The following is a 14281-nucleotide window of genomic DNA, read 5'->3' on the forward strand; positions in this document are numbered from 1 at the left end:
TGATGTAGTGAGTCCGTCGGAGTCGAAAGGAAAATCGGCGCGCAACAGGACTGGCCGAGCGTCGTCGTTAACAGTGACGTACTTCTGGCGTGGCGGCCCCCACCCTCTGCTCACCTCATGTCAGTGATGCCAGGCGCCGCCACGGTTCCGGGAGGCAGGACGCGATGCCCGAGGACACCCCTGTCCGGTCCGAGCTGGACCGGGTCCTTGCCCGCTTTCCCGAGCACGAGGCGCTGGCGAGGCACCTGTTCCTGACGCACCCGGCCTTCCGCAGCGCCTGCGAGGACTACCGCCTGGCCTGCGAGGGCCTTGCCACCTTCCAGCGTCTCGCTGCGCACGCGCCGCGGCCGGAACTTGGCGACTACCGCAGGCTCGTCGTCGAACTCGAAGCCGAGTTGCGGGCGATGCTGCGCGCCGCCGATGGCGTGGCCGGGTCCCGCGACACCGGCCGCCCCGGGGTGTGGCGACATTGAGACGCGTGGCCATCCAGGAGCGTTCGTGATGATCCGTGGCATCGAGCGTCGGCAGCGAAGGCCAGGGCTCCCTCATGGCCAGTGCGCGGCGCTTCTTCTCGAAATCCGGGCAGCGCGACGGCCTGTTTCGGCACGCGGAGGAGCACGAGCCGCCGCGCCCGCTCCCAGGCTCCCTCTAGACGGGGGTGCGGGAATGACGGCGCGCAGGAAAGGGCATTGCGCATGACGCAGGAAGTTCTAACCGGCCTGTCGCAGGCATCGGCCCCGGTCGGCCTCGCGCGGCGGATGACGCATGCGATCCGCGCGCAGGGCTTCGACCTCGCGGCCGCGCTGTTCGGCGCGCCGGATGCCGCCTTCGAGCGCCTGCCGAGCCAGGCGCAGGCCCTGCTGATGCAGGGGCTGGTCCTCGACTTCACGGCGCGCGCGCTGCCCGGCCCGGGCGCCGAACTGCGCGCGATGGACCTTCGCCCAGGGCTTCCGCCCATGCCGGGCGAGGCCCTGGAGATCGCGGGCAGCATCGTCGCGCGCCCGGACGCCGAGACGGCGATCATCGCCATCGTGGTGGAAGGCCCGCGCGGGCGCGTCGCCGAAGCCTCGGCCACCTTTCGCCTGCCGCTGGCGGCCGTGACTGCGACCGCTGCCGCGCGGCCCGACATCCAACTGCACACGCACCGGCACCTGGCCGCGCTGATGGCGCGCAGCGCGGCGCTGCCTGCGCTCGGTGCCGCCGTCGCCTGGCCATGCGACCGCGACAGCCTGCTCGGGCCGATCCAGGCGGCGCGGCGGGGGGCGCTGCGCCCCGTGCTGGTCGGCCCCCGCGGGCTGATCGAGGAGATTGCGGCGACTGCCGGCGAAACCCTGGAAGGCTGCGAGGTGCTGGAGGCCGCCACGCCGCAGGAGGCCGCGGTCGCCGCCGTGCGACTCTGCCGCGAGGGCCGCGCCGCGGCGCTGATGAAGGGCAGCCTGCACACGGACGAGCTGATGTCCGCCGCCGTGGCGCGCGATGGCGGGCTGCGGACGGGCCGGCGGCTCAGCCATGTCTTCGCGCTCGACGTGCCGAGCTACCCGAAGGCGCTCTTCGTCACGGACGCGGCGATCAACATCTTCCCGGACCTCAAGACGAAGGTGGATATCGTCCAGAACGCGGTGGACCTGCTCCATGCGCTCGGCGTCGCGCTGCCGAAGGTCGCGATCCTGTCGGCGGTTGAAACCGTGAATCCCGCCATCCCGAGCACGCTCGAGGCCGCGGCGCTGTGCAAGATGGCCGATCGCGGGCAGATCACCGGGGCGATCCTGGACGGACCGCTCGCCTTCGACAACGCGATCAGCAAGGCGGCGGCGGCGATCAAGAAGATCGTCTCGCCCGTCGCGGGCGATGCCGACATTCTGCTCGCGCCGGACCTCGAGGCCGGCAACATGGTGGCCAAGCAGCTGAGCTACCTGGCGGGCGCGGACAGCGCCGGGATCGTGCTCGGCGCGCGGGTGCCCATCATCCTCACCAGCCGGGCGGACAGCGTGGACTCGCGCCTCGCCTCGGTCGCGCTGGCGCAGGTCCTGGCGGCCGCCGGCAAGGGCAGCGCGGCATGAGCGACGGGCTCATCGGCGTCATCAATGCCGGCTCCTCCTCGCTGAAATTCTCCCTGTACGAGGGCGACGCGCTACAACTCTCCGGTCAGGTGGACGGCATCGGCGTTCGGCCCGCCGCAAAGGCGCGCAACGGCGCCGGCGAGGCGATCGACGCGCCGGACCTGTCGGCCAGCCCGCCCGCGACACCGGCGGAGGCGCTCCTCGCGCTGCTGCCCTGGCTGCGCGGGCATATCGGCGGAAGGCCGCTCGCAGCGCTCGGCCATCGCGTCGTGCATGGCGGGCCGCATCATGACCGGCCGAAGCGGGTGACGCCGGCGCTGCTCGAGGAGCTCGCGACGCTGTCGCCGCTCGCGCCCCTGCACCAGCCGCACAACCTCTCGCCCATCCGGGCGGCGATGGACCGGACGCCCGGCCTGCCGCAGGTCGCCTGCTTCGACACCGCCTTCCACCGCACCATCCCGGAGGTCGCGCAGGTCTTCGCGCTGCCGCACGAGATGGCCGCGCGCGGCATCCGCCGCTACGGCTTCCACGGCCTGTCCTATGAGTACATCGCATCCGCGCTGCCCGCCGTCGCGCCGGACCTCGCGCGCGGGCGCGTCGTCGTCGCCCATCTCGGCAACGGCGCATCGCTCTGCGCGCTGCAGGGGGGGCGGAGCATCGCGACGACCATGGGCTTCTCCGCCCTGGACGGGCTGCCGATGGGCACGCGCTGCGGGGAGATCGACCCCGCCGTCGTGCTGCACCTGATGCGCCAGGACGGGCTCGACATCGCGGGCGTCGAGGCGCTGCTCTACCGGCGCTCCGGCCTGCTCGGCCTGTCCGGACTTTCGTCGGATTTCCGCGACCTGCTCGCGAGCGGCGATCCCCGCGCACGCTTCGCGATCGAGGTCTTCGTCTACCGCGTCGCGCGCGGCATCGGTTCGCTCGCGGCCGCGCTTGGCGGGCTGGACGGCATCGTGTTCACCGCCGGCGTGGGCGAGAACGCCGCACCGATCCGCGCCGCGGTATGCGAGGCCTGCCGCTGGCTCGGCGTGGTCCTGGACCCGGCGGCGAACGAAGCGCGGGCGGCGACGATCTCCGCCGCGGGAAGCCGCGTGGGCGTCCACATCATACCGACCGACGAGAACCTGATGATCGCCCGTCACACCCGCGCCGCACTCGCCGAAGACCCCGCATGACGCGCGCCGCCTGCTGCCCCTGACGGCGGGACCCGCCGTCCAAGAACGCCAAGGAAGGGAGAAGTGCCATGGAAGGCCTGAACATCGACATCGCGGCGCTGAAGGAAGCGCGCTGCTGGCGCGGCTTCGAGCAGGGGCGCTGGACCGGCGCCATCGACGTGCGCGACTTCATCATCCGCAACGTGACGTCCTATGACGGCGACGAGACGTTCCTCGCTGCTCCATCCGCCCGAACGCTGGCGGTCTGGGCGAAGCTGCAGCCGCTTTTTGCCGAGGAACGCAGGAAGGGCGTGCTCGACGTCGATGCGTCCACTCCTTCCACCGTGCTGGCGCATGGCCCCGGATACATCGATCGCGATAACGAGGTGATCGTCGGCCTGCAGACCGACAAGCCGTTCAAGCGCGCGATCTTTCCCGCCGGCGGGCTGCGCATGGTGGAATCCGGCCTCAAGGCCGCGGGCTTCCCGGCCGATGCGGCCGTGCACGAGGCCTTCACCAAATACCGCAAGACGCACAATGACGGCGTCTTCGATGCTTATACGCCCGAGATCATGCGCTGCCGCAAATCCGGCATCATCACCGGCCTTCCGGACGCCTATGGCCGCGGACGCATCATCGGTGACTACCGCCGCGTCGCCCTCTACGGGATCGACCGCCTGCTTGCGGCCAAGCGGGAGGAGCGCGCGCAGGTCGACGAGATGTGGCCGGACGACGAGGTGATCCGCACGCGCGAGGAACTCGCCGAGCAGATGCGCGCCCTGGCCGAGTTGGCTGAGATGGGAAAACGCTACGACTGCGACATCTCGCGCCCGGCCGAGACGGCGCGCGAGGCGGTGCAGTGGACCTACCTCGCGTATCTCGGTGCGATCAAGGAGGCCAACGGCGCGGCGATGTCGATCGGCCGCATCTCGAGCTTCCTCGACATCTACATCGAGCGCGACCTGCGCGAAGGCACGCTGGACGAGGCCGGCGCCCAGGAGCTGATGGACCAGCTGGTACAGAAGCTGCGCATCGTGCGCTTCCTCCGCACGCCGGACTATGACGCGCTGTTCAGCGGCGACCCGTACTGGGCGACCGAATGCGTCGGCGGCACGGACATGGACGGCAGGACGCTCGTCACCCGGAATTCCTACCGGATGCTGCACACTCTGACGAACCTCGGCCCCGCGCCGGAGCCGAACATCACCGTGCTATGGTCAAAGAACCTTCCGCTGCCCTTCAAGCGGTACTGCATCAAGGTCAGCCGCGACACCTCGTCCCTGCAATACGAGAATGACGACCTGATGCGCCCCTACTGGGGCGACGACTACGCCATCGCCTGCTGCGTCTCGGCCATGCGGCTCGGCAAGCAGATGCAGTTCTTCGGCGCGCGGGTGAACCTCGCGAAGTGCATGCTCTACGCGATCAATGGCGGGCGCGACGAGGTGAGCGGCGAGCAGATCGCCCCCGCCTCCGCTCCCATCACCGCGGAGGTCCTCGACTACGACGAGGTCTTCGCGAAGTTCGACGCGACCATGGAATGGCTGGCACGCACTTATGTGCATGCGATGAACTGCATCCACTACATGCACGACAAGTACTTCTACGAGCGCCTGGAGATGGCGCTGCACGACCGCGATATCCTGCGCACCATGGCCTTCGGCATCGCCGGCCTGTCCGTCGTGGCGGACAGTCTCTCGGCGATCAGGCACGCCAAGGTCCATGTCATCCGCGACGCGACGGGGCTGGCGGTGGACTACCGGATAGAGGGCGACTTCCCGCAGTTCGGCAACGCCGACAGCCGGGTCGACGACATCGCCTGCGACCTCGTCTCCCGCTTCATGGCGAAGCTCCGCAAGCACCGGACCTACCGCGACGCGGTGCACACCCAGTCGGTGCTGACCATCACGTCCAACGTCGTCTACGGCAAGGCCACTGGGAACACGCCGGACGGGCGCCGCAAGGGCGAACCTTTCGCGCCCGGCGCCAACCCGATGCATGGCCGGGACAACCATGGCTGGCTCGCCTCCTGCATCTCGGTCGCCCGGCTTCCCTATGCCGATTCGCAGGACGGGATCAGCTTCACGGTCTCGGTCGCCCCGAGCATGGCGCGCCGCGACACGGACGCCGCGATCGACAACGCGGTCCGCGCCTTCGACATGTATTTCGGCCAGGGCGGCTTCCACATGAACCTCAATGTGCTGTCGAAGGACACGCTGGAGGACGCGATGGAGCACCCGGAGAAATACCCGCAGCTGACAATCCGCGTGTCCGGCTACGCGGTGAACTTCGTCCGCCTGACGCGCGAGCAGCAGCTCGACGTCATCCGCCGCACCTTCCACAGCTCCTACTGAGGACCCCGCCATGCGCGAAGCGACCGGCATGGTCGAGGTCGGCAGCCGCTACGACCTCCGCACCAACCAGGCCCCCGATGCCCCCGAGACCGAGGGCTTCGAGGGACCGAAGGAGACCCACGGCTGGGTGCATTCCTACGAGACCGGCTCGACGGTGGACGGGCCGGGCGTGCGGGTGATGCTGTTCATGTCCGGCTGCTTCCTGCGCTGCCAGTACTGCCACAACCCCGACACCTGGCACCTCAAGGACGGCACGGTCGTCGAGCTGTCCCACGGCATCCGCCGGCTGCGCGACTTCGCACCGGCGCTGCGGGCGATGGGCGGCGGGCTGACCATCTCGGGCGGGGAACCGCTGGTGCAGCTCGGCTTCACCAGGGGGATGTTCGCCGCGGCGAAGCAGCTGGGGCTGCACACGGCGCTCGACACATCGGGTTTCCTCGGTCATCGCGCCGATGACGACTACCTGCAGCATGTCGACCTGGTGCTGCTCGACATCAAGAGCGGCGATCCGGACACCTATCGCAGGGTCACGGGCGCGGAGCTGGCGCCCACGCTGCGTTTCGCCGAACGCCTGAATGCCATGGGCAAGGCGGTGTGGGTGCGCTTCGTGCTGGTCCCCGGCCTCACCGACGCGCCCGACAACATCCGCAAGGTCGCGGAGTTCGTCGCGCCGATGAAGAATGTCGAGTGGGTGGAGGTGCTTCCCTTCCACCAGATGGGCGCCTTCAAGTGGAAGGCGCTCGGCCTCGACTACCGCTTGGCGGACACGCCCACGCCGACGGAAGCGCAGGTGCAGGCGGCGCTGGAGATCTTCCGCGCCGCCGGCTGCCGCGCGCGCTGACGGGGGGCGGACCGCATGATGGCCTCCGTCAGCGAACTGATCGGCACGCAGCCGATCCTCGCGCTATTCCTCGCGATCGGCCTCGGCTACCTCGTCGGGCAGGTCAGCATCCTCGGCTTCTCGCTCGGCATCGGGGCCGTGCTGTTCGTCGGGCTCTTCCTCGGCGCCATCGCGCCGAAGGCGAATATCGCCGGGCCGATCGGGCTGATCGGGCTGATCATGTTCCTCTACGGGATCGGCATCCTCTACGGGCGCCAGTTCTTCGAGGGGCTGACCGGGCCGGGGCGCATCTACAACCTGCTTGCCTTCGTCGCCGTCGTGGCGGGGTTGCTGGTGGCGCTCGGACTCGGCTGGATCTTCGGCGTTCGGCTCGGCCACACGCTCGGCATCTTCGCTGGATCGATGACCAGCACGGCGACGCTGCAGGCCGCGCTCGACGTGATGAAGAACAACGAGCCGTCGATCGGTTATTCGGTCGCCTATCCGTTCGGCGTCATCGGGCCGATCCTCTGCTTCTACTTCCTGACGCGGAAGGTGCAGCCGAGCTTCCCGCCGAAGCCTGCCCGATTCCACATGGGCGAGATCACCATCGAGCGCCTGCCGGAGGGCGGCGGCACCCTCGGCAAGGTGATGGCCCTGCTGCCCGAGGGCGTGCAGGTCGCGACGGTCCGCCAGGACCACCGCAACCGCCTGCCTGACGCGGATCTCGAACTGGCGGTGGGCGACGCGCTGATGATCGCGGCCGATCGTGCCGAGGCGGTTCAGGAAGCCGCGGCGCTGCTCGGACGGCTGGATCCCGGTCGGATCGCCAAGGATCGCGCCGATCTGACCTACCAGCGCTTCTTCGTCTCCAAGGCATCGCTCACCGGCAGGAAGCTGGATGAGATCCCGATGCCGGCCGGGACCGAGATCCGCATCCTGCATGTCCGCCGCTACGACGTGGACCTGGTGCCGTCGCCGGACCTGATGCTCGAGATCGGCGACCGAGTCGGCGTGCTGGTGCCGACGGAGCAGGTCGCCGCCGCGCGCGCCCATTTCGGCGATACGGTGAAGTCGGCCGCGGAGTTCTCCTACGTGTCGGTCGGCTTCGGCATGGTGCTAGGCGTGCTGCTCGGCCTTCTGCCCATCCCGATCCCGGGGGTCGGGACGGTCACCCTCGGCATCGGCGGCGGGCCGCTGATCGTGGCGCTCATCCTGGGGCGGCTCAGGCGGACCGGCCCGATATCATGGGTCATGCCGCTGCCAGCCAACATCGTGCTGCGGAACTTCGGGCTGACGCTGTTCCTGGCTTCCGTCGGCATCAATTCGGGCCAGGCCTTCGTGACCACCGTCGCCTCGCAGGGGCCGCTGCTGCTCATCATCGGCGCGCTGGTGCTACTGACAACCGTCGCGATCGTGCTCGGGGTCGGCTACTACCTGCTGAAGCTGCCCTATGACGACTTGCTCGGCGTCGCCTCGGGCGCGACGGGGAACCCCGCGATCCTCGTCTATGCGACGCGCATGGCGCCGACCGAGCGGCCCGACATCGGCTACGCGATGATCTTCCCCTCGGCGACGATCGTGAAGGTCATCGCGGTGCAGATCATCGGGCTGATCGCGCTCGGGGGCTGACGCCGCGTGCCGGGGGAGCGGCGGGACGCGCTGGCGGGGATCGAAGGGCGCCTGCCGCCCGAGATCGCCGCCAAGGCGGAGGCGGACGGCGTCGCCAAGGCCGGGCAGGACGGCGTCACGCTCGTCACGCTCGGTGTGCTGGGTGGCGCCTTCATCGCCTTCGGCGCGGTCTTTTCCAATGTCGCGCTGACTGGGGCCGAGGCGGCGATGCCCTTCGGCATGGCGCGCGTCGTCGCCGGCCTGGTCTTCGCGCTTGGCCTGAGCCTCGTCCTGCTCGGCGGCGCGCAGATCTTCACCGGCGACGTGCTTATGGTTATGGCCTGGGCGAGCGGGCGCTTGGCGCTGCGTCGCGTGGTCCGCGCCTGGGCGCTGGTCTGGATCGGGAACCTCGTCGGGGCGGTTGGTACGGCGTTGCTGGTCTTCCTCGCGCAGCACCACGGCTTCGGCGGCGGGCAGGTGGGGGCGACCGCACTGCGCACGGCACAGGCGAAGGCGGCGCTGCCCTTCGGCCAGGCGTTCCTGCTCGGGATGCTGTGCAATACCCTGGTGTGCATGGCGGTGTGGCTGTCGCTGTCCTCCCGCCTGCCGGCGCATCGGATGCTCGTCGTGTTGCTGCCGATCGCCGCCTTCGTCGCCGCGGGCTTCGAGCACGCGGTCGCGAACATGTACTTCATTCCCTTCGGCCTGCTGATCAAGGCGGCTGCTGCGGAAGGCTTCTGGCAGGCGGTGCGGCTCGATCCTGCCGCGTTCGCTGCCCTCGACATAGCGAGCGCGATCCAAAACCTGGTAGCGGTCACGCTTGGCAATGTGGCGGGCGGCTCGATCCTCGTCGCCGGTGTGTATTGGCTGCTGTATCGGCGGAAGATGCGCGAAGCGGGGCTGTGACGGGGACGATTCTGGGCGTTCGCTTTCGGCTGGGGGTGACCTCGCGCCTGGGTTCGACGGCTGGGATCAATCCTCAGAATTCGCACTCATGGCGATCTCAATCCATGAATGGCACGTGCTTCGCGCACCGATACTCCATAGGCCCCAACGGTCGGGAACCGGCTAAACGGAACTGATGGCGGTTCGGCATAAGTGGATCCATGCCCGCGTCCCCTCCCTTCTCTATCTGCTGGGAACTGACGTCGGCGGTCAGTCTCCAGCAGACAAGGAAGGTTGAGAGGAGAGCGGGCGCCCGGCCTACAGCGACGCCTCCCGATCCAGGCGGATGACGTAGGACCGCCAATCAGCCCGCTCCGCGATGCGTTCATAGAGCGCGATCGCCGCACGGTCGGCCTCCGGCACGATCCAGCGCAGATGCGACCAGCCGCGCGCGCGGCCGAGCCCGGTCAGCGCTGCGATGAGTGCGCGCGCGATGCCCTGCCCGCGCCGGTCCGTGCGCACGAAGAGGTCGTCGAGCGCGCCGCAGCGCCGGGCGAAGACCGCCTCGGGCAGGTCGAAGAAGATGGCGAAGGCGACGATCTCCGCGCCCTCGGTCGCGGCGAGGATCTCGGTGCGCGGATCGGCGGCGAGCAGCGCGGCGGCCTCGGCGCCTGGCGCGGGTCGGCTGCCGGCAAGCGTGGCGCGCATCTCGGCCGCATAGGCTTCGAGCAGCGGGGCGAGGCGATGGCGCTCGGCCGGCGGAAGGGGCGTGATCGTGGTCATGGCGGTGGCTGGATGCGAAAAGGGCGCCGCCCGCATCGCGGACGGCGCCCCCTCGCCGGGATCGGCGTGGACGTCAGCTCGACGCGGTTTCCGTCGCGGCCGGCGCGGCGGCAGCGGCGGCGGCGCGCTTGGCGGCGCGGGTCGCGGCGGCCTTCTTCGCGGCTTCCGAGCGGGCCGAGGACTTCACGGCCGGCTTCTTGGCAGCAGCCTTCTTCGGCGCGGCCTTCTTCGCGGCCGGCTTCTTGGCGGCGGCCTTCTTCGGCGCGGCCTTCTTCACCGCCTTCTTCGCGGCGGGCTTCTTGGCGGTGGCCTTCTTCGCGGCCGGCTTCTTGGCGGCGGCCTTCTTCGGCGCGGCCTTCTTCACCGCCTTCTTCGCGGCAGGCTTCTTGGCGGCGGTCTTCTTGGCAGCCGGCTTCTTCTTGGCGGCGGCCTTCTTCGCGGCGGGCTTCTTCGCCGCGGCCTTCTTCGCGGCCGGCTTGCGCTTCGGCGCGGCCTTCTTCTTGGCGGGCGCCTTCTTCTTCGCGGCGGCCATGGCCATCGCCTGGGCGCGGGGCTCGGCGCCCTCGGCCTCAATGGTCTCGATGATGTCGGTCATGATGAACGGTATCTCCGTGCGTTCCGGTGGGTGGAGACGGCCTGCGCCGGCCTCCGGGGTACAGCAGGTGCGGACGATGCGGCTGCGTGCGCGCGGATCCCGTGGCGCTCGTCGCTGGCCGATGTCCTGGGGCAGGCGTCGGAATGGGCGATGCGCGCGATCGATCCCCGATGCGCGCTTCCTCCGACCTCTCTCCCGCCGTGGCGGTGCGATCCTGTCGCGCCACCGGGCGGTGCGGGATGGATGGTCGTGTCCGCCATCCGTCCCATGAGCCTGCGGTCCATGGACCGTCCTTCCCTGCTGCGGCGATCATCTGTCCGATGCGTCGGTCGCTTCTGCCGCTGCCCGATGAGATGCGGAGCGACGTGCGAGAGAACGTGTCCGACGAATCGCGCAAGATGATTCGCGCGCACGTCACGCTATCTGCACGCGACTATTGCGTGTCAACAGAATCCGTGCGCGCACGCGCGCAAAATGCGCACGACGTGCGTCGCGATGCGATCCGTGTTGCGTCGGTGTCGCGCTTTGGCGCGAGAGCGGATGCGCGATGCGCGCTCCGCGTTCGCTCCCGCCGCGCGATTGCGGCGGGAGCGTGGCGTGTCATCCGCGCGCGGCGAGCGGCATGCCTTATCCGCGCGCCGGGAGCGGCATGCCTTATCCGCGCGCCGGGAGCGGCACGACGGCGCGCTCGGCGACGCCGGTGTAGTGCGACAGCGGGCGGATCAGCCGGTTGTCGGCCGCCTGTTCCAGCACATGCGCTGCCCAGCCGGTGATGCGGGAGCAGACGAAGATCGGCGTGAAGAGCGGGATGTCGAAGCCCATCAGGTAGTAGGCGGGCCCGGCCGGGAAATCGAGGTTCGGGTGGATGTTCTTCTCGGCCAGCATCACCCGCGCCAGCACGGCGGAGGTGTTCATCCACCGCTTGTCGCCCACCACCTCGGCCATGATCTCGGCGTACTTCTTCATGGTGGGCACGCGCGAGTCCCCGGTCTTGTAGACCCGGTGGCCGAAGCCCATCACCAGCGCCTTGTGGTCGAAGCGGTCGCGCAGCCAGGCTTCCGCCACCTCGGGGGAGGGGATCTCCTTCAGCATGTGCATCACCGCCTCGTTCGCCCCGCCATGGAGCGGGCCCTTGAGGCTACCGATCGCCGCCGTGATGGCCGCATGCATGTCGGACATGGAGGAGGTGACGAGCCGCGCCGTATAGGTGGAGGCGTTGAAGGTGTGCTCGGCGTAGAGGATCATCGAGACGTCGAAGGCCTTGATGACCTCCGGCTGCGGGACCTTCCCGAAGACCATGTGGAAGAAGTTCTCGCAGAAGGGCAGCGCCGGGTCCGGCGCGATCGGCGAGAGTCCCTTGGACAGGCGGTTGGACGCCGCGACCGCGGTCGGGATCTTGGCCAGCAGCCGCATCGCCTTGCGCCGCTGGGCGGCGTCCGAGATGTCGGCCGTCTCCGGGTCCTCCATCCCGAGGAAGGAGACGGCGGTGCGGATCATGTCCATGGGGTGGGCGGATTTCGGGAATTCCGCCAGCACGCGCAGCAGCGCGGGGGAGAGCGCGCGGTTCGCCTTCTCCTCCGCCCGGAAGGCGGCGAGCTGGGAGGCGGTCGGCAGTTCCCCGTTCCACAGCAGGTAGGCCGTCTCGTCGAAGGAGGCGTTCTCGCAGAGGTCCTGCACCGGGTAGCCGCGATAGGTCAGGGAGTTGGTCTCCGGCATGACCTTCGAGACGGTGGAGACGTCGGCATAGACGCCGACCAGGCCCTTCTTGATTTCGGGCGTGTCGCTCATGGCTTTCCTCGTTCGTGCCTTGGGGTCGACTTGCGGCGGGCGGCGCGGGCCGCCCGCCGGGGATGGCGCTTCCTTGGCGGGCCGATCCAGACCTCCGCGCCCTGTGGCGCTTCGGTCATCGGGCCGCGTCAGAAGATGCCGGGCTTGGCGTCGAGCAGCCCGCCCGCGGGCAGCGCCACGTTCAGCGCCCCGAGCTCGCCCGCCTTCAACTTCGGCAGGTCCTGCACCACCTCGATGAAGCGGTTCGCCTCCCGCGCCGAGAGGATGCCCTCGGTCAGCGTACGGAACTTGCGGATGTAGTCCGCCCGGCCGAAGGGCTTGGCGCCGTTCGGGTGGGCGTTGGCCACGCCGAGTTCATCGACCAGCTTCGAGCCGTCCTTGAACAGGATCTCGACCCGCCCGCCGAAGGCGAGCTCGTCCGGGTCCTTCGAATGGTACTTGCGGGTCCACTCGGCATCCTCCCGCGTCTCGATCTTGTGCCAGAGGCGGACGGTGTCCGCGCGGCCGGCGCGCTTGGGCGCGTAGCTGTCGACGTGGTGCCAGCGACCGTCCTGAAGGGCGACGGCGAAGATGTACATGATGGAATGGTCGAGCGTCTCGCGGCTGGCCTTCGGGTCCATCTTCTGCGGGTCGTTCGCCCCGGTCCCGATCACGTAGTGGGTGTGGTGGGAGGTGTGGATCGTGATCTTCTCGATCGAATCCCAGTCCCGGATGTTCTCCCGCATCCGGAAAGCGAGGTCGATCAGCGCCTGGGACTGGTACTCGGCGGAGTGTTCCTTGGTGTAGGTCGCCATGATGGCGCGCTTCGGTTCGCCCGCCTCGGGCAGCGGCACCTGGTAGTAGACGGGGCCATACACATCCTGGCGGTTCGAGCGGCCGGCCAGCACCCAGGCGATCACGCTGTCCTCGCCCTCATATATAGGAGAGGGCGCGCCCTCCCCGCGCATGCAGCGATCGACCGCTTCCACCGCGAGCTTGCCGGCATGGGCGGGGGCATAGGCCTTCCAGCTGCTGATCTCCCCCTTGCGGCTCTGGCGGAAGGAGATGGAGGTGTGCAGCGCCTGCTGGATCGACTGGAACACCACCTCCTGCTTCAGGCCGAGCAGCGTGCCGATGCCGGCCGCCGCGGCGGGGCACAGGTGCGCGATGTGGTCGACCTTGTGCTCATGCAGGCAGATGGCGCGGACCAGGTCGACATGCAGCTCGTAGCCGGTGGCCAGGCCCCGGATCAGGTCGCGCCCGGACTTCCCCATCGCCTGTGCCACGGCGAGGATCGGCGGGATGTTGTCGCCCGGGTGGGAATAGTCGGCGGCGAGAAAGGTGTCGTGCATGTCCAGTTCACGCACCGCCGTACCGTTCGCCCAGGCCGCCCATTCGGGGGAGACGGTGGTCGCGGCCTTCACGCCCATCACCTGCGCGCCGCCCGCCTTCTTGGCATGGCCGAGCGCCATGCCGCGGGCCGAGACGACCGGGCGGCGGTTGATCGCGGCGATGGCGACGGAGGCGTTGTCGATGATCCGGTTGATGATCATCTCCTGGACGTCCTTCTCGACCGCCACCTTGTCGACGGCGACGCCGGCCATCTTCCAGGCGAGCTGGTCCTCGCGCTTCAGCAGCGCCTTGGACGGATGGACCTTCACGGGGTGCAGCTTCACAGGCGTTCTCCCTTCCTCATGGTTTGGATCGCGTGACGCATGTTGTGCGCCCGCTTCGCTTCATCGTCCATTCCGATTGACCGGTGCGCGGAATAGGATTTCCGTATCGTTTGGCGTGGCCGAGGGCAGGGCCCTCGGCCACGCCAGAGGCTTCGTGCCGAAGGCACGCCTGCGGCGTGACGCGGCCCGCATCCGCGGGCCCTGGCTTCGCCGCACGCGCGGCGGGGCCCATTCGGCCGCCCGGCCCTTCAGGCCGCGGGGCAATGGCTTGCACGTGGGACCGCGAATGGATTTCCGTCTCGTCCGCCGGCTCGGTCATTTCCTCGCGGTCGCCGAGGAAGGGCATTTCGGCCGCGCCGCCGCGCGGCTCGGCATCTCCCAGCCACCGCTGACGGCGCAGATCCAGGCGCTGGAACGCGAACTCGGGGTGCGGCTGCTCGAACGCAGCGGCAAGGGCGCGCGCCCGACGCGGGAAGGGGAGGCGCTGCTGCCGCTCGCCCGCCGCGTCGCGGGCAACGCGGCGGATCTCGAGGCGCTCGCGCGCGAACTGCGCGCCGGGCGCAGCGCGCCGGT

The 14281-nt window shown here is 69.4% G+C and carries 12 protein-coding genes; 8 read left to right on the plus strand and 4 right to left on the minus strand.

Annotated features, from left to right (window positions below):
* The first annotated feature begins 164 nt into the window (after positions 1-164).
* The 7 genes from HW577_RS10685 (at position 165) to HW577_RS10715 (ending at position 8908) form a co-directional block, all read left to right on the plus strand.
* The gene (locus HW577_RS10685; protein WP_198376125.1) at positions 165-473 is read left to right on the plus strand and encodes a hypothetical protein; all 309 of its coding nucleotides are present in this window, start codon (positions 165-167) and stop codon (positions 471-473) included.
* Between the two features lie 222 nt (positions 474-695).
* On the plus strand, positions 696-2060 hold the full coding sequence (locus HW577_RS10690; RefSeq protein WP_198376126.1) for a bifunctional enoyl-CoA hydratase/phosphate acetyltransferase: 1365 nt from the start codon (positions 696-698) through the stop codon (positions 2058-2060).
* Positions 2057-3238: an acetate/propionate family kinase gene (locus tag HW577_RS10695; RefSeq protein ID WP_198376127.1), complete on the plus strand. Its 1182-nt coding sequence runs from the start codon at positions 2057-2059 to the stop codon at positions 3236-3238. Before HW577_RS10690 ends, HW577_RS10695 begins: the two co-directional genes overlap by 4 nt.
* A 68-nt stretch (positions 3239-3306) precedes the next feature.
* Positions 3307-5571 carry a formate C-acetyltransferase gene (gene pflB / locus HW577_RS10700; protein ID WP_198376128.1) on the plus strand — a complete coding sequence of 755 codons (2265 nt, stop codon included), beginning with the start codon at positions 3307-3309 and terminating at the stop codon, positions 5569-5571.
* A 10-nt stretch (positions 5572-5581) separates the two neighbouring features.
* A complete protein-coding gene (gene pflA, locus HW577_RS10705) occupies positions 5582-6412 on the plus strand; it encodes a pyruvate formate-lyase-activating protein (protein ID WP_232474843.1) in 831 nt (276 codons plus the stop codon).
* Positions 6413-6430: 18 nt separating this feature from the next.
* Positions 6431-8023: an aspartate:alanine exchanger family transporter gene (locus tag HW577_RS10710; RefSeq protein ID WP_198376129.1), complete on the plus strand. Its 1593-nt coding sequence runs from the start codon at positions 6431-6433 to the stop codon at positions 8021-8023.
* A gap of 6 nt (positions 8024-8029) precedes the next feature.
* Positions 8030-8908, plus strand: coding sequence for a formate/nitrite transporter family protein (locus tag HW577_RS10715; RefSeq protein ID WP_198376130.1), 879 nt, complete (start codon positions 8030-8032; stop codon positions 8906-8908).
* 297 nt (positions 8909-9205) lie between these two features.
* Here the strand turns inward: HW577_RS10715 and HW577_RS10720 are convergent, their stop codons facing one another.
* From HW577_RS10720 to HW577_RS10735, 4 genes are all read right to left on the minus strand, one after another.
* The gene (locus HW577_RS10720; protein WP_198376131.1) at positions 9206-9670 is read right to left on the minus strand and encodes a GNAT family N-acetyltransferase; all 465 of its coding nucleotides are present in this window, start codon (positions 9668-9670) and stop codon (positions 9206-9208) included.
* 73 nt (positions 9671-9743) lie between these two features.
* A complete protein-coding gene (locus HW577_RS10725; protein WP_198376132.1) occupies positions 9744-10265 on the minus strand; it encodes a histone H1-like repetitive region-containing protein in 522 nt (173 codons plus the stop codon).
* A gap of 654 nt (positions 10266-10919) precedes the next feature.
* Positions 10920-12053: a bifunctional 2-methylcitrate synthase/citrate synthase gene (locus HW577_RS10730; protein ID WP_198376133.1), complete on the minus strand. Its 1134-nt coding sequence runs from the start codon at positions 12051-12053 to the stop codon at positions 10920-10922.
* A gap of 128 nt (positions 12054-12181) precedes the next feature.
* Positions 12182-13708: an MmgE/PrpD family protein gene (locus tag HW577_RS10735; RefSeq protein ID WP_198376134.1), complete on the minus strand. Its 1527-nt coding sequence runs from the start codon at positions 13706-13708 to the stop codon at positions 12182-12184.
* A 286-nt stretch (positions 13709-13994) separates the two neighbouring features.
* Between HW577_RS10735 and HW577_RS10740 the strand changes: the two genes are divergently transcribed.
* Positions 13995-14281: LysR family transcriptional regulator (locus HW577_RS10740; protein WP_198376135.1), on the plus strand; the 287-nt coding region annotated here is incomplete at its 3' end.

Origin of the sequence: Neoroseomonas rubea (genome assembly GCF_016106015.1) — a bacterium.
Taxonomy (GTDB): Bacteria; Pseudomonadota; Alphaproteobacteria; order Acetobacterales; family Acetobacteraceae; genus Neoroseomonas; species Neoroseomonas rubea.